This window comes from Trinickia sp., assembly GCF_051961175.1.
Taxonomy (GTDB): Bacteria; Pseudomonadota; Gammaproteobacteria; order Burkholderiales; family Burkholderiaceae; genus Trinickia.
Map to the genome: position 1 here is coordinate 1 of NZ_JBQCDN010000339.1, position 16964 is coordinate 16964.

Here is a 16964-nt window from a genome sequence, read left to right on the forward strand (position 1 = left end):
CAATGTTTGCCTTGTTTGGCCAATCGAATCCAAGCGATACGCCGTATCCTGCACTGACTAGAAATGGCGCGCCGAGCGGACAGCGCCCGCCCTTTGATCTGGAGCGATATGCAAAAGCCTGCCCATCCGTCGAACGAAGCCGCTCGCATCGCGCTTTTGCGTTCGCTGAACATTCTGGACACGGCGCCGGATGAGCGATTCGATCGGTTGACTCGACTCGCCAAGCGCGTTTTCGGTGTGCCCATCGCCACCGTTTCGCTCGTCGACAGCGATCGCCAGTGGTTCAAGTCGTGCATCGGGCTGTCTGTCAGCGAAACACCGCGCGACATCTCCTTTTGCGGCCACACGATCCTCGATGACGATCTCTTGGTGATCGAGGACGCACTGACGGATCCTCGATTCTTCGACGATCCGCTCGTCACGGGCGATCTCAAGGTGCGCTTTTATGCGGGATGCCCGCTCACGCTGCACCAGGGGCTTCGCATCGGCGCGCTGTGCATCGTGGATACCGAACCGCGCACGCTCGCGGCAGCGGAACGGGACGTGCTGCGCGACCTGGGCCGCATTGCCGAGCGCGAACTCGAAATGCTTCTGTTGGCGGCGACAGACGATTTGACCGGACTATCGAATCGGCGCGGCTTCGAAGCGCTGGGGCTTCACTTGCTGAAGTTGTCCAAGCGCGCCCGCTCGCATGCGTCGATGTTGTATTTCGACTTGAGCGGATTCAAGCAGATCAACGACGTCTACGGCCATACCGAAGGCGACTACGCGATCGTCAGCTTCGCCAACATCCTGCGCGCGTGCATGCGCGAAACGGATGTGCTGGCCCGGCTGGGCGGCGACGAGTTCGTGGCGCTCCTCGTCGACGCCGAAGAAGGCGTCGAAGCAGAAATCATCGAGCGCGTTCGGCAAACGGTAGACCGCCACAACCGCGAACGGCAGCGCGGTTACGATCTGAACTTCAGCGTGGGCTATGCGCCGTTCGACGCCAGGAAGGAGACGTCTATCGCGGAATTGATCGAAATCGCCGATCACGCCATGTACGTCAATAAACGCGCAGCGCGGGACGCGCGGGCGCTCGAACGCAAGCGCGCCGATCATGAAGTGCTGGAGGATGTTCAGTAGAGAACATCGCCGAAGCAAAAAACAGCGCTTCAGCATGACATCCGGACCGGTTCGTCTGTCTTGCCGTCAATCTTTCGCCATTCATGGCGTAGCAGAATCAATTACCTTAAAAAATAGATAAACCCTACCAATATGAGTAGGGGGATATTTTTTAGAACATCACATCAAAAATAAAATATAGAAAGGAAGTTGACATACAGCGGCTTGCGCACCTAATCTTTCCTGCATCGCCGTTACTTTTCCCCGGGCACGCCATTGCAGGCGTGACGAACGTCCCGAGCGGACCTCGGCGATATCCTCGAAAGACAGGCCGTTCCGGTCTGTTTCTTCGATTTCGTCATTTTGCTTAGCAGTCCTAATAGATACATGAATTACCGGCTCAGCCCGTGCCGCGCCATGACTACGCACGTTCGTTAATTGTCGAGTATGTATTTTCTCGCATGGCATCGCTTTGTCTTTCTTCGAGATAGTTAAAAAAGACGTTCGCCCACAAGCGAACGAAATATCTACCATTCGAGGGTTGAAAATGCGCGTCCCATTCAACACGAAATTAAACTGCATTTCCGTAGCGGCCGCCATCGTCCTGACAGGATGCGGCGGTAGCGACGGCGGAACGTCGAACGCCGCGGCGCGCGCCGGTGCCGCCGCTTCGCCGTCGTCGTCGTCCGCACCGGCCGTGACGGCACCCGCCGTGCCCCTGGCCGCGACACCCGGTATCGACAAGACGGTGCCGCCCGTCGAAATGCCCGATACCGTTGTACCCGTGAACTACAAGCTATGGTTCCGGCCGACCCCGGCGCTCAACGCCTTCGACGGCCGCGCCGACGTTCAGATCAAAGTCCTTGAGCCCGTCAACTCGATCGTGGTGGCCGCGCATCGGCTCACGTTCGTCAACGGAACGCTGACGCTGCACCCCGGGAACATTCCGCTCATTGCCACGCCGCAAGATGAAGGGGATTACTATCAGCTCCGCCCCGAAAGCGGCCAGATCGCACCGGGAACCTACTCGTTGCATATGGAATGGAAAGGTATCATCAACTTCAAGACCTACGATGATCCGGCGACGAAAACGGGCGGCAGTTGCGGCAACGATCACTACCCCGGCTGCTCGGCCGCGGAAGGCGTTTTCCGTGTCGACTTGAAATCCCCCGAAGGGAAAACGAGCGGTGCGATCCTCACGCAAGGCGAATCGGATCTTGCCCGGCAATGGTTCCCGGGCTGGGACGAGCCGGCATTCCGGCCCACCTATGAAGTCAGCGCCGATGTGCCGCAAAACTGGCGTGTCGTTTCGAACGCGGCAGAGAAAGACGAGGTCAACGTCGATCAAGGCTATAAACGTGTGAGCTTCGAAAAGACGCCGCCGATGCCCTCGTATCTGCTCTTTTTCGGTGGCGGTCAGTTCGACACGTTCGAAGATGATTTTTCGAGCCCGCTGCCCGACGGCAAGGGGCTGCACCTTCGCATCTTCACACCGCCCGGTATGAAGGATTGGGCCCAGCCGGCGATGCAGGAAACCAAGCAGGCACTCGATTTCTACTATCGCTATACGGGCATTCCCCTGCCGTTGAAGAAATTCGACACGATCGCGGCCAACGACGCGTTCAAGGCCGAGAAAGACTTGAACTTCGGCGGGATGGAGAACTGGGGCGCCATCCTCGAATTCGCCGACGATATTTTGCCGCCGCCGGGCGCGACCATGTCGGACTACGGTGTCACGGTGCTCACGCACGAAGCCGCGCACCAATGGTTCGGCGATCTCGTGACACTCGATTGGTGGGATGACGTCTGGCTCAACGAATCGTTCGCCACGTTCTTCGAGAACAAGACGAAGATCGCGTTCTTCCCGGATCGCTTCAACTGGTCGGGGCAGGTCAAGAACAAGTATCAGGTCATCGCCGGCGATGTTTCGTCGTCGTCCTACCCTGTCCAACCGAACTTCAACGCCTGGGCGTCGAACGACTTCGTCATCAATGCGGCGTCGTTCGTCTATGACAAGGGGGGCCAAGTGTTGAAGATGATCGAGGGCTACCTCGGCGAAGACGTCATGCGCAAGGGGCTTCGGCAATATTTGACCGACTATGCGCTCGGCAACGGCACGCCGAAGCGGCTCTGGGACGAACTGTCTCGCGCGAGCGGCCAACCGATGAACGCGATCGGCGATAGCTTCGTGCGGCAAACCGGCGTTCCGCTTGTATCGATGGAAACGCAATGCGATCTGACGAGCAACCAGACCGTCGTGTCGCTCAAACAGCAGCCGTTCCCGAATCAGAGCGCCTATCCGGGCACCCAGTGGGCGATCCCGCTCACGCTCGCTTACGGCTTCAATTTCAATAGCCGCAAGACGATCGCAATGTCAGACACGTCGATGCAAGTGCGGCTCGATGGCTGCGGCGCTGTGCTGGCCGATCCGAGCGGGCAGGACTACTACGTCGTGAACTATGGCGATAACGCCTGGAGCCAGCTGTTCACGCAAAGCGGCGCGCTTCAGGATCCGCCGAGACTGACGAACCTGAAGCTGGAAGCGCACCTGCTGGTCAACGCGGGCCTGGCCGATCCGTCGCGTGAGAAGAGCATCGATTCGCTCTCGCTCGCACCGAACGTGGCGGCGCGGATGATGATGATCCAACGCGCGCCGCAGCAATCGTTCGAGCGGAAGATGCCGTTCTACCAAGGGCAAGTGAAGGCGAAGAGCAAGCCGAAGGCGAATTAATTGATCGGCACTGAAACGGCGCCCCCCCTGCTGAAAACAACGACTCAGCACGTGGCGCGCGCCGCCATTGTCTCCTGTGCAGCGCACCAGGCATCGTAATCGGCGCGCGCCCAATCGAGCTCCAGCCCGATCCGGCGCGTGCCCTCCCGAATCTTCGGCTTGTGCAAGGCCAGCGTCAACGTCTCCAGCGCCGGCCATTGCGTGAACGATAACGCCGCGAGTTCGACGGCCAACGTTTCGAGCAGCCGCGTGTGCGGCTTCTCGGCCAGAAACGTCGTGACTTGCTGGCAATAACGCTCGTAGTCGATCCATCCATCCGCCGATTCCGTCGGCATACAGCGGTAGCCGAGGCGTGCATCGACGATGACAGGCTGCGGCGCGCCGTACTCGTGTGCGTGGATGCCCACCCGCGGGTGGGCGATCAACTCATCGACGAAGACATGCCAACCGCGACCGCGACGCGCGGCAGCTGCTTCATGCAGCAACGCGTCGCGGACGGTGAACGGCTCGGCGGGCTTCACGATACGATCGGCGCGGCCGCGTCGGTGATGATGCGCAGGAAGTAATCGGCGAAGCTGCGGCGCACGATCAGATCGAAGCTATCGTCACCCGTCGGGATCAGCACGACCGGAGCCTTGAAATAATGGCTCTGCGCGCACTGCCCCCGTTGGAACACCTTCGGATGCAGATCGAGCGGACAACCGCGCGAAATCACATCACGGACGCGCTCGCCGCTCGCTTCCAGCACCGTATAACCGCTGCCGACATCGACAACCGATGCAAACAAGGCACCCAGCGCCGTGCGCAGCTTGCCCTCGAGTTCGGGCGTACGCGCTTCGTTCGACCGGACGAGCCATTCGTCGGGACCGAGCCACAATGCGTCGTACCCGTTGCCTTGCGCCACCGTGTTCGGCTTGGTCGGCAAGCGGGCGCCGAACACGCTTTCCACCGCCGCGATGAACGCACCGTCGTTCGCTTCGCCGCGCACGTTGACGAGTTCGAGGAACGGCCGCTCACGCAACCGGAACCGCTTCGATTGCTGCGCCTGGCTCGCGTCGAGCAAGGCTTGCGCGCCGATCATCGGCGATTCGAGGCGCGCGCCTGCGCCGGCCAGAGCCGCACTGCTTCTATTTTCATTCCACATGCTGACGCACTCCTTCGACATCGTAGAAGACGGGGCTCGTGATCGTCGCCGCCATCGATTTGCCGTTCAGATCCACCGAGACCTTCTCGCCCATTTTGCCCAGACCGCCCTTGACGACAGCCATCGCAATCGATCGCTTCAGAATCGGGCTGTAGTAGCTCGACGTCACATGGCCGAGCATCGGCACCGGGGTCTCGGCCACCTGATTCGCCGCGGGCCCTCTCGCACCGTTCGGCAGGATCTGACTGCCCTCCGGCAACACGTACGCCGGATCGTCGGTCAACAGCCCCACCAACTGCTTGCGTCCTTCCTTCGCCGTATCCGAGCGCGTCAGCGAGCGCTTGCCGAGGCAATCCTTCGTCTTCGCCACGAGCCCGCCCATGCCGAGATCGAACGGCGTCATCGAACCGTCCGTGTCCTGGCCGACGATGATGTAGCCCTTCTCTGCACGCAGCACGTGCATCGTTTCGGTGCCGTACGGCGTGATGTCGAACTCCTCGCCGGCAGCCATCAAGGCTTCCCAGACACCGCGGCCCGCATTCGCCGGCACGTTCACCTCATAGGCCAGTTCGCCCGAGAAGCTGATCCGCATGATGCGAGCGGGAACGTCGGCCACCGTGCCTTCCCGGAAGGTCATGAACGGGAAGGCTTCGTTCGAAAAATCGATATCGCGGCAAACCTTGCGCAAGACCTTGCGGCTGTTCGGACCGACCACGGCGAACGTCGCGAAGTGATCCGTCACCGACGTCATGCGCACCTTCATGTCGGGCCATTCCGTCTGCACCCAGCGCTCGAGCCAGGTCAGCACGCGTGCTGCGCCGCCCGACGTCGTCGACATCAGATAGTGCTGCTCGCCCAGCCGCACCGTCACGCCGTCGTCGAACACCATGCCGTTCTCGTCGAGCATGAGACCGTAGCGGCACTTACCCACTTCGAGCTTCGACCACGGGTTCGTGTAAACCCAGTTCAGCAGCTTGGCCGCGTCGGGGCCTTGCACGTCGATCTTGCCGAGCGTCGAGGCGTCCATGATGCCCACGCTCTTTCGAACCGCCAGACATTCGCGCGCAACAGCCGCGTGCAAATCTTCGCCGCCCTTCGGGAAATACCAAGGACGCTTCCAGTTGCCGACGTCTTCGAACAGCGCGCCGTGCTCGACGTGCCATTCGTGAATGCATGTCTTGCGGATCGGATCGATGAAGTCACCGATCTCGCGCCCCGCGATCGCGCCGAACGTCACAGGCGTGTAGTTCGGGCGGAACGTCGTCGTACCCGTCTCGGGAATCGTCTTGCCGAGCGCTTGCGCGAGGATCGCCATGCCGTTGATATTGCCGAGCTTGCCTTGATCCGTGCCGAAGCCCATCGCCGTATAGCGTTTGACGTGTTCGACCGATTCGAAGCCTTCGCGCGCCGCCAGCAGGATATCCGCAGCGGATACGTCGTTCTGGAAATCGACGAACTGCTTCGGGCCACGCGTCGCGCGTGCCTGCGTCCCGACGAGCCACAACGGCATCAGCGGAGTTTCCTTGATCTCCGGCACTTGCGGCGACACCGGACGCGATGCGGACTTGAATCCCAGCGAATGCGCGGCTTCAACGCCTGCGTCGAGTGCAAAACGCAGCCCCCGAGCCAGGCTGAATTCGCCGGCCGCGGCGCCTACGCTGACTTCGGCCTGCATGCCCTTACCGGGAACGAAGCATGCCTTCTCGTCATGCCAGTGCGCCTTGCCGCCCGATTGTGCGAACAGATGCAGCACGGGGCTCCATCCACCCGACATCGCCACAAGATCGCACGACAGCGTAGCGACACGCCCACCTACGGCACCCTTCGAGTACGAGCAGACTTCGACCGACGATACCTTCCACTTGCCGTGCGCTTCATTGACCACCGCGCCGGCCATGACGACCACGCCGTGGCGGCGCGCGGCCACCGGCAGCGAGCCGTCGCTTTGAGGACGCGGATCGACGACGGTGACTTTGGCGCCGGCGGCTTTGAGGTCGAGTGCGCTTTGATAGCCGTCGTCGTTGTTCGTGAAGACCACAGCCTCGCGCCCCGGCAGCACGCCGTAGCGCTGGATGTACGTCGACACCGCCGACGCGAGCATGATGCCGGGCAGATCGTTGTTGCCGAACACGAGCGGACGCTCATGTGCGCCCGTCGCCAGGATCACGCGCTTGGCGCGGATCTTCCAGACGAGTTCGCGCGTGCCCTTTCGCATCGACACGGGCAGATGATCGGTCAAACGCTGCACGACCGTGACCAGGTTGTGATCTTGATAGCCGAACGCGGTGCTGCGCGACAGGATCCGAACCTCAGGCATCTGCGACAACGCATGCTCGATACCCTCGACCCATTGCATCGCGCTCTTGCCGTCGATCTGCGCTCGGCACGAGAGCAGCGAGCCGCCCAGCTCGCGCTGATCGTCGACGAGAATCACGCGTGCGCCGGCACTGCCTGCCGCATGCGCCGCGGCCAGCCCGGCGGGACCGCCGCCGACGACAAGCACGTCACAGTGCGCAAAGCATTTGTCGTAGCGATCGGCATCGCGCGTATCGGGCGCTTTGCCGAGACCGGCCGCCTCGCGAATCTTCTCTTCATACTTCGGCCACCATTTGCGTGGCCACATGAAGGTCTTGTAGTAGAAACCGGCCGGGATGAAGCGGGCAATCTTCTGATTGATCGCGAGCCGATCCTTCTCGAGCGAAGGCTCGGCGTTGACGCTCGTGGCTACCAGCCCTTGGTACAGCTCGATTTCGGTCGCGCGCGCATTCGGCACGCTATACGCCCCGCTCTCGAGCTGAACGATCGCATTCGGCTCTTCGACACCGGCCGTCACGACGCCGCGGGGACGGTGATACTTCCAGCTTCGCGCGACGAAACGCACGCCGTTGGCGAGCAGCGCGGAAGCCAGCGTGTCGCCCTGATAGCCCTGATACGTGCGCCCGTTGAACGTGAACGTGAGCGGAATCGCACGATTGACCCGCCCGCCCGAGCCCAGGCGATCTTTTTGATTGCTCATGTTACTTGTCCCCTTGCGTATTCTTACCTGCCTTGGCTGCGGCGGCATCGGGTGCGCTCGCGCCCCCGAACGTCTCGTAGCCTTGGAACGCGTACGTGGTGGTATCGCGCGTCGCCATGAACCAGCGGCGGCAGCCTTGCGTGTGCAGCCACTGTTCCTTATGGACGCCGCGCGGGTTCCTACGCATGAAGAGATAATCGCCCCACTCGCGATCGCTCAATTTCTCAGGTTCCAGCGGACGGGCGATGTCGGCCTCCCCGCCACACGAAAATTCGCTTTCGGCGCGCGGCCCGCACCAAGGGCATTCGATCAACAACATGTCAGTCTCCTTGCTGCGTGGTTAGTGCGCGACGGCAGCGGCGCCGTGTTCGTCGATGAGGTGGCCCGTGTAGAAGCGGTCCAGCGAGAAAGGCGCGTTCAGCGGATGCGGCGCATCGTTGGCGATCGTATGCGCGAACGCCCAGCCCGAGCCCGGCGTCGCCTTGAAGCCGCCCGTGCCCCACCCGCAGTTGAAGTACAAGCCCTTGACGTCGGTCTTGCTGATGATCGGGCAGGCATCGGGCGATACGTCGACGATGCCGCCCCACTGGCGATTCATCCGCACGCGCGAGAAGACGGGGAACATTTCGACGATGGCGTCGAGCGTGCCCTCGATGACGTGGAAGCTGCCGCGCTGGCCGAAGCCCGTGTACTGATCGATACCGGCACCGATCACGAGATCGCCCTTATCGGATTGGCTGATGTACGCGTGCACGGCGTTCGACATCACGACGGTGTTGACGACCGGCTTGATCGGTTCGGATACGAGCGCCTGCAACGGATGGCTTTCGATCGGCAGACGGATACCCGCCATATCGGCCAGCGTCGTCGTGTTACCGGCCGCGACGACGGCGACCTTCTTCGCCTTGATGTATCCCTTCGTCGTTTCGACGCCGACGACGGCGCCGCCTTCACGGCGAATACCGACGACCTGGCAGTTCTGAATGATGTCGACGCCGTGCGCATCCGCGCCACGCGCAAAGCCCCACGCCACCGCGTCGTGACGGGCCACGCCGCCGCGCCGCTGGAACGACGCGCCGAGTACCGGGTAACGGGCATTCAGGTTGATCGTCGGCTCGATTTCCTTGATCTGCTCGGGCGTCAGGAATTCCGCATCGACACCGTTCAGACGGTTCGCGTTGACGCGCCGCATCGTGTCGCGCACGTCCTGCAGCGTATGGGCGAGGTTCATCACGCCGCGCTGGCTGAACATGACGTTGTAGTTGACGTCTTGCGAGAGCCCTTCCCACAGCTTCATCGCTTTTTCGTAGAGCGCGGCCGATTCGTCCCACAGATAGTTCGAGCGGATGATCGTCGTATTCCGGGCCGTATTGCCGCCGCCGATCCACCCTTTTTCGAGCACGGCGATATTGCGCACGCCATGCTCCTTCGCCAGGTAGTACGCCGTGGCAAGCCCATGCCCACCGCCGCCGACGATGACGACGTCGTACTCGCGTTTAGGTTCGGGGCTGCGCCATTGGCGCTCCCAGTTCTCGTGGTACGACAATCCGTTGCGCACCAGACTGAATATCGAAAAGCGGCTCATAGCGGTGGTCCGAAGGGAAGATTGGCCTTGACTTGGGTTAGCTTTAATCAGCACTCGATGACGTTCACGGCCAACCCGCCGCGCGACGTCTCCTTGTATTTGGTCTTCATGTCTGCGCCCGTCTCCCGCATCGTCTTGATGACGGAATCGAGCGAGACATAGTGTTGGCCGTCGCCTTTGAGCGCCATCCGCGACGCGTTCAGCGCCTTGATCGCACCCATCGCGTTGCGCTCGATGCAGGGAATCTGCACGAGCCCGCCGACGGGATCGCAGGTCATGCCGAGGTTGTGCTCCATGCCGATCTCGGCGGCGTTCTCCACCTGCCGCGGCGTGCCGCCCATGACGGCCGCGAGCGCCGCGGCGGCCATCGAGCAGGCGACCCCCACCTCGCCCTGACAGCCCACTTCGGCGCCCGAGATCGATGCGGTTTCCTTATAGATGATGCCGATCGCGGCAGCCGTCAGCAGAAAATCGACGATTCCATCGTCGTTCGCGCCGGGCACGAACTTCACGTAGTAATGCAGGACGGCCGGAATGACGCCGGCGGCGCCATTCGTCGGCGCGGTCACGACACGCCCGCCCGCGGCGTTCTCCTCGTTGACGGCCATCGCGTACAGATTGACCCAATCGAGCATCGACAGCGGATCGCGCAGCGATTCTTCCGAACGCGCGCGCAAGTGCTTCGAGAGATCGGCGGCACGACGTTTCACACGCATCGGGCCGGGCAGTTCGCCCTCGGTACGGCAGCCGCGCTCGACACAGGCGGCCATGGTGCGCCAGATCGCCAGCAGGCCTTCCCGCACCTCTTGCGGCGAACGCGATGCGCATTCGTTCTCCAAGGCCACGCGAGCGATCGACAGCCCGCTGTCGCTGCACGCGCGGAGCAAATCGGCGCCCGTGCGAAACGGGTGCGGCACGTCAGCACCGGCACGGACGCCGTTCACGCGGTCGCCGTCGCGGTTCACGACGAAGCCGCCGCCCACGGAGTAATACTCTTTCTCGACGAGCAATTGCCCGTTTTCGTCGAACGCCTGGAAGCGCATGCCGTTCGGGTGGACGACGCTCGTGCCGCTCATCATCCGGCGGTAGAACGCGAGATCTTCCTTCTCGTCGAAGCGGATTTCGGTGCTGCCCATCAGACGCAGGCGTTTATCGGAGCGAATCGCCGCTAAGCGCGGCTCGATCAGATCGGGGTCGATCGAATCCGGCAGGTTGCCTTCGAGGCCGAGCAGGACCGCCTTGTCCGTGCCGTGGCCCTTGCCGGTGGCGCCGAGCGAGCCGTACAGCTCGATTTTGACGCGGCGCACATAAGTGAGCAGATTGGCGTCCTCGACATGTGAGACGAAGCGGCACGCGGCGATCATCGGCCCGACCGTATGCGAGCTTGACGGACCGATGCCGATCTTGAACAGATCGAAGACGCTGACGTTCATAGGGACTGCCTCGCGTTGAGTTCGAAAGTTGGAATGCGCTATGGACGCAAGTACACCAAAGCGTAAAATTCACCGATAGAACAAAAACGGCATCGCTGTGGGATGCCGTCGCCAAACAGCGATGCGGTGCGCCGGAGCGGGCGCTTCGGCGATGATCGGCGGCGGAAAACCACAAGCGCCTGGCGGCGCGATCCGCGACGCTAGGTACGCCTGCCGCTGCGCCCCCCATTCTTCACTCGCATGAACGCCGTCGATCCGTCACCGCTGGTTTCCACCGCCGCCCGAGAGCGCATTCGCTTTGGGATCGTGCTGCTGCCGAATTTCACCCTGACGGCGTTTTCAGGCTTCGTCGACATGCTGCGGCTCTCGGCCGACGACAGCGATTTCAGCAAGCCGGTACGCTGCGCGTGGAGCGTCGTCGGCAAGACCTTCGCGCCCGTCCGGGCGAGCTGCGGCATCCAGGTGACGCCGTGGGAGACGTTCGACGAGGCCGAGTCGTTCGACTACGTCGTTGTCGTGGGTGGGCTCTTGCATTCGGGCCCGCAAGCGGACGATGAGACGTTGGCGTTCATTCGCCAGGCCGCGGCCCATGGTGCGACGATCGTCGGGATTTGCACGGGGGTGTTTACGCTCATGCGGGCCGGGGTGCTCGATGATTACCGCGTTTGTGTGAGCTGGTTTCACTACTGGGACTTCATCGAACGCTTTCCGGCGGCCAACGCACAAATGCTCATCGCCGATCGGCTGTTCGTCATCGATCGGCGGCGCATTACGTGTTCGGGCGGGCGCGCCTCCATCGACGTGGCCGCGGCCATTTTGCTGCGGCATTTCGATCACGCGACCGTGCAAAAGGCGCTGCGGATCCTGCTCGTGGGAGAGATGCAGAGCGGCAACGCTCCGCAGCCTCACCCGCCCGGGCTCGAGCCCGCCACGCATCCGACGATCAAGCGCGCGATCTTACTGATGGAACAGCATCTGGGGCGGGCGCTGACGCTCGAGGAATTGGCCGGCAAGCTCGATCTATCGCCACGTCAGTTGGAACGGCTGTTCAAGGCGCAAACCGGCAAGACGCCGCAGACGTTCGCCAAGCATGTGCGGCTGCGCACCGCGGCTTGGTTGTTGACGAGTTCCGATCGCACCGTGGCTGACATCGCATCGAGTTGCGGGTTTTCCGATGCTTCGCATTTGGGGCGTGAATTCCGCAAGCAGTATGGGATGCCGCCCGTGGCGTTTCGCGATCAGCGCGCGGGGAGCGCGCCCGACGAGCAGGTTTGCGAGGAGTACTTTTTGGCGTCGGGGGCGATGTCTTGAGCCGTTAGCGCCACGGCCTCCGGCGTCGCATCTCAGGGTGTGCGCTTGAGCAGCAAATAGGCCACGGGGGTAAAAAGTCGGCCCTTGCAGGGCCGACGCTCACCTCTTCAATGCGACGCAATATACGACTTCACCGCGGTCAACCCGTCCTTACCGTCCAACGTCGTGACCCCGGCCAGCCACTTGTCCAGCACCTGCGGGTTCTTCTTCAGCCACGCGGTAGCCGCCTTGTTCGGATCTTCCTTGTCCATGATCGGCATCATCACGTGGTTTTCGATATCCGTCGTGAAATGCAGATTGGACACGAGCTTGGCCGCGTTCGGGCAACGGGCCGCGTAATCGGGCGGCGTGGCCGTAAATACCTTCGCCTCGCCATAGTTCGGCCCGAATACGTCATCGCCACCGCTCAGATAATCGATCTTCATCTGCACGTTCATCGGATGCGGCTCCCAGCCGAGGAACACGATCCATTGCTTCTCGCGAACCGCTTTGTTCACCTGAACAAGCATGCCGGCCTCGCTCGACTCCACCAGCTTGAACTTGCCGAGACCGAACTGATTACCGTCGATCATCTTCTTGATCAACGCATTGCCGTCATTGCCGGGTTCGATCCCGTAGACGCGGCCGCCCAGTTTATCGGCGTACTTCTGAATATCGGCGAACGTTTTGAGCCCGCCGTTATAGACGTAATCGGGCACCGCCAGCGTGTATTTGGCACCGGTCAGGTTCGGCGCCGCCAGCACTTCGATCTGCTTGGCTTTCACGAACGGATCGATCATCGGATCCATGGTAGGCGACCAATAGCCGAGGAACACGTCGATCTGCTTGCTCTTGATGCCGGCGAACGTGATCGGCACCGAGGCGATTGTCTTCGTCGGGTGGTAGCCGAGGCCCTGGAACACAGCCGAGGCCAGCCCCGTCGTGGCCGCGATATCGGTCCAGCCGACATCGGCAAAGCGCACGTCTTTACAGACCGCCGGATCCGCCGCGTAGGCGCTCGTCGTCACTAGGGCTGCCGCGGCCAGGGCCCAGCCGGCTTTCATCCAGCGTTGGTTCATCAGATTCTCCTCAATCGCACAATTATCTCGGCTCTCGCCGTTTCGGGGACATCGACGTATTACAAGGACTCCTAAACATCCGCTTCAATCGAAAAATCAATCACCCACATTGAATCAATTGGCTTGCCGGCGTTCCCGGCTCGGCGCATAGCCGAACTGCGCGCGATACGCCTTACTGAAATGACACGGCGATTGGAAGCCGCACTCCGACGTCACACACGCAATCGATGCGTCCGTCGTGCGCAGCAAATCGCGCGCGCGGCGCAAGCGCAACGACAGGTAGTAGTGGGTAGGCGATACGTCCAGATACACCTTGAACATACGTTGCAGATGCCGCTGCGATAGCCGCACCAACCTGGCCAGTTCTTCGAGTGAAAGCGGCTCCTCGATATTCGCTTCCATGAGCCGCACGACTTCGATGAGTTCCGCGCGCGAGAATCCGATCCGTGCATCGACGGGAATCGGCTGATGATCGTTCGAGCTGCGAATACGCTCGAGAATGAATTGCGCCGATACCTGGGCCGCCAGATTTCGGCCCAGCCGCTCACCTACCAGATGCAGCATCAGATCGAGGGGCGCCGTCCCACCCGTGCAGGTCAATCGATCGCGGTCGATGACAAAGAGTTCGTCCCGGAACTTCACACGCGGAAATTCGGTATGAAGCGACGACATATCTTCCCAATGGACCGTGCAGCGATAGTCATCGAGCAATCCCGCGCTCATGAGTGCGTAGGCACCGGTACAGAGCGCCCCGAGTGGTATGCCACGCGCCCCTAAATCGGCCAGCAAGGTCTTCACGCGGGTGTCGACAGCGCTGCGAATCTGCGTGCCGCCGCACACCACGAGGATGTCGGGGATGCCGACCTCCTCGATCGTCCGCGTCGGCGTCACGGTCACGCCGTTGCTCGCCCGCACCGGCACGCCATCGGCCGAGACGACAGACCACCGGTAGTGCGTCGCGCGGCTGACGTAGTTCGTCATCCTCAGCACTTCTACCGCGCTCGAGAACGCGATCATCGAGAAGTTGGGCAGCGTCAGGAACCCGAAATGGACGGGTGCCGACGCTGCGGTTTCGGGCTGCATCACGGTGGCCGGCGTCATGCTTGCCTCACCTCGCTCAGCTTTGCGTCATCGGTTGCTGAGCACCGCCGCGCAGCCGCATCACACTGCGCAAGCCTTTGAAGCGCGGTGCCGGGGCACTTCCGGGCGTGCGGCCAAAGCTCTCGGTAATGCGGTCGAGGATGATGGCCAGCAGCACGACGGACAAGCCGCTTTCGAAGCCCAGGCCGATGTCGAGCCGTTGAATACTGGCCAGGACGTCGTTACCGAGGCCGCCGGCGCCGACCATCGACGCGATGATGACCATCGACAGCGCCATCATGATGGTCTGGTTCACGCCCTGCATGATCGAAGGCAACGCGTTAGGAAACTGCACCTTGTAGAGCAATTGCCACGGCGTGCAGCCGAATGCGTGCCCCGCTTCGACAATCTCCCGATTGACGTGGCGAATGCCAAGGCTCGTCAGCCGGACAGCGGGCGGCATCGCGAAGATCACCGTCGACAAGATCCCCGGCACGCGCCCGAGACCGAACAGCATGGCAGCCGGAATCAGATAGACGAACGCCGGCATCGTCTGCATCAAATCGAGGACGGGACGCACGACGAGCGCCACATGCTTATCCTTGGCAGTCCAAATCCCCAGCGGAATACCGAAGAGCAGACTGATCATCGTCGATGAAAGCGTCAGCCCGAGTGTGACGACGGTCTGGTCCCAAAAGCCCGTGCCATAGATCAGCAGCAGCGATAGTGTCGTGAAGAACGCGAAGCGCCAGCCAAGCCGCCAAAAGCCCACGACAATGAACAGCGCCATCATCGCCCACATGGGAATCGCCTGAAGGCCGTGTTCGACGAGACCCGCGAGGCCATCGATCGCGCGGCCGACCATGTCGAATGCGTGGCTGTCGTGATCGAGCAGGTAGTGGACGGACTGATCGACCCAAGTGCCGAGCGGAATGAGTTCAGACATTTGAGCCTCGCGTACGGGTAATGGCTTTGAGAACGACGGCGCGATCGACGGAGCCGCAATAGCAGCCGTCATCGTCCACGACAGGCAATGCGCGCGCATGTGCCACGACGCGCGAAACCACGTGCTCTAGCGACGCGCTGTGCGCGATGCACTCGGTTTGCGTCAGGCTGGGCGAGCCGTTGCCGAGCGCCTCGCGCGTGACGAAGCCGCGGATCTTGCGGGCGGCATCGAGCACGAATGCGTAGTCGGCACTGCCGTTCAGCGAGGCGGCCACGCCGGCCGCGTCGAACTGGCGCACGAGCGGTACGGCGTCGGTTTGCATGAGATCGCCGGCCGTCAGATAGCGGCTCGTGTCGATGCCGTCGAAGAAGGCCCGCACGTAATCGTTCGCCGGACGGCTGATGATCTCCTGCGGCGTGCCGACCTGAACGAGGCAGCCGCCTTCCATGATCGCGATGCGGTTGCCGATCCGCAGCGCTTCTTCGAGATCGTGCGAGACGAACATGATCGTGCGCCGCTGCTCCTTTTGCAGTTGCAGCAACACGTTTTGCATCTCCTTGCGCTTGAGCGGATCCAGCGCCGAGAACGCTTCGTCCATGATCATCAGCGAAGGATTGACGGTCAGCGCGCGGGCCAGACCGACACGCTGCTGCATCCCGCCCGACAGTTCGGCCGGCAGCTTATGCGCGAATGGCGCAAGCCCGACCTGCTCGAGCACGGTCAGCGCGCGGGCCTCACGCTCCTTACGCCCGACGCCGGCCACTTCGAGGCCGAAGGCGGCGTTCGACAGCACGGTGCGCTGCGGCATGAGCGCAAAGGATTGGAATACCATGCTCATGTCTTTGCGACGCAGAGCGGTCAGCTCGCTGCGCCGTGCCGCAACGACATCGCGCCCATCGATGAGCACCTTGCCGGCCGTCGGATCGACGAGCCGGTTGATCAGGCGAATCAACGTGGATTTGCCGGAGCCGGACAGCCCCATCAGCACGAATATTTCGCCTTCCTGAACGTCGAACGAAACGTCGTGCACGCCGACGACCTGGCCCGTGCGTGCGAATATTTCGTCCTTCGTCGCGCCGCCTGCCAGCATGTCGAGCGCTTGCTTGGGGTTCGTGCCGAACACCTTGCACAGGCCCTGCACCCTTACCTTCGGTGAACTCATCTCTTCCGTCTCCTTGCGGCAGGCCGACGCCTGCACAGTCTGCCTACATAGTTGCTAGAAAAATCCCCATGTAGCCGACGAATTCCGACGCACGCTTGCGAAAATGCGACACGGGCGCCGTCGCCCCGCGGGGCCGCTTTCCGCCTGAGCACCGTGGCATAAGGCCGGACGTGTCGATCTCCCTCCTCGTACGGGAAGGGTATGTCGGAAAACGACAAATTCCCGTCCAAAAACGCATGCGCACCGCCTATATCGGCTGGCAATACTCAGCCAACCGGATCCGTACCCGAATCGAATCCGGGCCGGCAAGAGACCGATTACAACGACGACGGAGCGCACCATGAGTCAACGCAAGACCCTGTCACGCCTATCGTCCGCCGCTTTCGGCGGCGCG

Annotated in this window: 14 protein-coding genes; 3 read left to right on the top strand and 11 right to left on the bottom strand. The window is 62.0% G+C overall.

Features of this window, described 5'->3' with window-relative positions; genetic code table 11:
* Window positions 1–108 precede the first annotated feature (108 nt).
* Window positions 109–1125 (top strand): diguanylate cyclase domain-containing protein, encoded by a 1017-nt coding sequence (locus ACTHL0_RS20050; RefSeq protein WP_440568627.1) that lies wholly within the window; start codon window positions 109–111, stop codon window positions 1123–1125.
* A 159-nt stretch (window positions 1126–1284) separates the two neighbouring features.
* On the opposite strand, the gene ACTHL0_RS20055 is transcribed toward ACTHL0_RS20050, so the two are convergent.
* A complete protein-coding gene (locus ACTHL0_RS20055; RefSeq protein ID WP_440568629.1) occupies window positions 1285–1638 on the bottom strand; it encodes a hypothetical protein in 354 nt (117 codons plus the stop codon).
* Window positions 1639–1651: 13 nt separating this feature from the next.
* Between ACTHL0_RS20055 and ACTHL0_RS20060 the strand changes: the two genes are divergently transcribed.
* Window positions 1652–3835 carry a M1 family metallopeptidase gene (locus ACTHL0_RS20060; RefSeq protein ID WP_440568630.1) on the top strand — a complete coding sequence of 728 codons (2184 nt, stop codon included), beginning with the start codon at window positions 1652–1654 and terminating at the stop codon, window positions 3833–3835.
* Window positions 3836–3879: 44 nt separating this feature from the next.
* Here the strand turns inward: ACTHL0_RS20060 and ACTHL0_RS20065 are convergent, their stop codons facing one another.
* The 6 genes from ACTHL0_RS20065 to ACTHL0_RS20090 are packed head-to-tail and all read right to left on the bottom strand — an operon-like array spanning window position 3880 to window position 11013.
* Complete coding sequence (locus ACTHL0_RS20065) at window positions 3880–4356, bottom strand: dihydroneopterin aldolase (protein ID WP_440568631.1); 477 nt, start codon at window positions 4354–4356, stop codon at window positions 3880–3882.
* The gene (locus ACTHL0_RS20070; RefSeq protein ID WP_440568633.1) at window positions 4353–4979 is read right to left on the bottom strand and encodes a sarcosine oxidase subunit gamma; all 627 of its coding nucleotides are present in this window, start codon (window positions 4977–4979) and stop codon (window positions 4353–4355) included. The genes ACTHL0_RS20065 and ACTHL0_RS20070 overlap by 4 nt, the downstream gene beginning before the upstream one ends.
* On the bottom strand, window positions 4969–7995 hold the full coding sequence (locus ACTHL0_RS20075) for a sarcosine oxidase subunit alpha family protein (protein WP_440568634.1): 3027 nt from the start codon (window positions 7993–7995) through the stop codon (window positions 4969–4971). The genes ACTHL0_RS20070 and ACTHL0_RS20075 overlap by 11 nt, the downstream gene beginning before the upstream one ends.
* 1 nt (window position 7996) lies before the next feature.
* Window positions 7997–8314, bottom strand: coding sequence for a sarcosine oxidase subunit delta (locus ACTHL0_RS20080; protein WP_440568635.1), 318 nt, complete (start codon window positions 8312–8314; stop codon window positions 7997–7999).
* Window positions 8315–8335: 21 nt separating this feature from the next.
* A complete protein-coding gene (locus ACTHL0_RS20085) occupies window positions 8336–9580 on the bottom strand; it encodes a sarcosine oxidase subunit beta family protein (RefSeq protein ID WP_440568636.1) in 1245 nt (414 codons plus the stop codon).
* Window positions 9581–9627: 47 nt separating this feature from the next.
* Window positions 9628–11013 (bottom strand): L-serine ammonia-lyase, encoded by a 1386-nt coding sequence (locus ACTHL0_RS20090; RefSeq protein WP_440568638.1) that lies wholly within the window; start codon window positions 11011–11013, stop codon window positions 9628–9630.
* Window positions 11014–11253: 240 nt separating this feature from the next.
* On the opposite strand from ACTHL0_RS20090, the gene ACTHL0_RS20095 reads away from it, so the two are divergent.
* Complete coding sequence (locus tag ACTHL0_RS20095) at window positions 11254–12324, top strand: GlxA family transcriptional regulator (RefSeq protein WP_440568639.1); 1071 nt, start codon at window positions 11254–11256, stop codon at window positions 12322–12324.
* A 107-nt stretch (window positions 12325–12431) separates the two neighbouring features.
* Here ACTHL0_RS20095 and ACTHL0_RS20100 read toward each other — a convergent pair whose 3' ends face one another.
* From ACTHL0_RS20100 to ACTHL0_RS20115, 4 genes are all read right to left on the bottom strand, one after another.
* Window positions 12432–13367: a choline ABC transporter substrate-binding protein gene (locus ACTHL0_RS20100; RefSeq protein ID WP_440568643.1), complete on the bottom strand. Its 936-nt coding sequence runs from the start codon at window positions 13365–13367 to the stop codon at window positions 12432–12434.
* Window positions 13368–13496: 129 nt separating this feature from the next.
* On the bottom strand, window positions 13497–14483 hold the full coding sequence (locus ACTHL0_RS20105) for a GlxA family transcriptional regulator (protein ID WP_440568640.1): 987 nt from the start codon (window positions 14481–14483) through the stop codon (window positions 13497–13499).
* Window positions 14484–14499: 16 nt separating this feature from the next.
* Window positions 14500–15408: a choline ABC transporter permease subunit gene (choW, locus tag ACTHL0_RS20110; protein ID WP_440568641.1), complete on the bottom strand. Its 909-nt coding sequence runs from the start codon at window positions 15406–15408 to the stop codon at window positions 14500–14502.
* The gene (locus ACTHL0_RS20115; RefSeq protein WP_440568642.1) at window positions 15401–16570 is read right to left on the bottom strand and encodes a quaternary amine ABC transporter ATP-binding protein; all 1170 of its coding nucleotides are present in this window, start codon (window positions 16568–16570) and stop codon (window positions 15401–15403) included. The genes choW and ACTHL0_RS20115 overlap by 8 nt, the downstream gene beginning before the upstream one ends.
* Window positions 16571–16964: the final 394 nt, after the last annotated feature.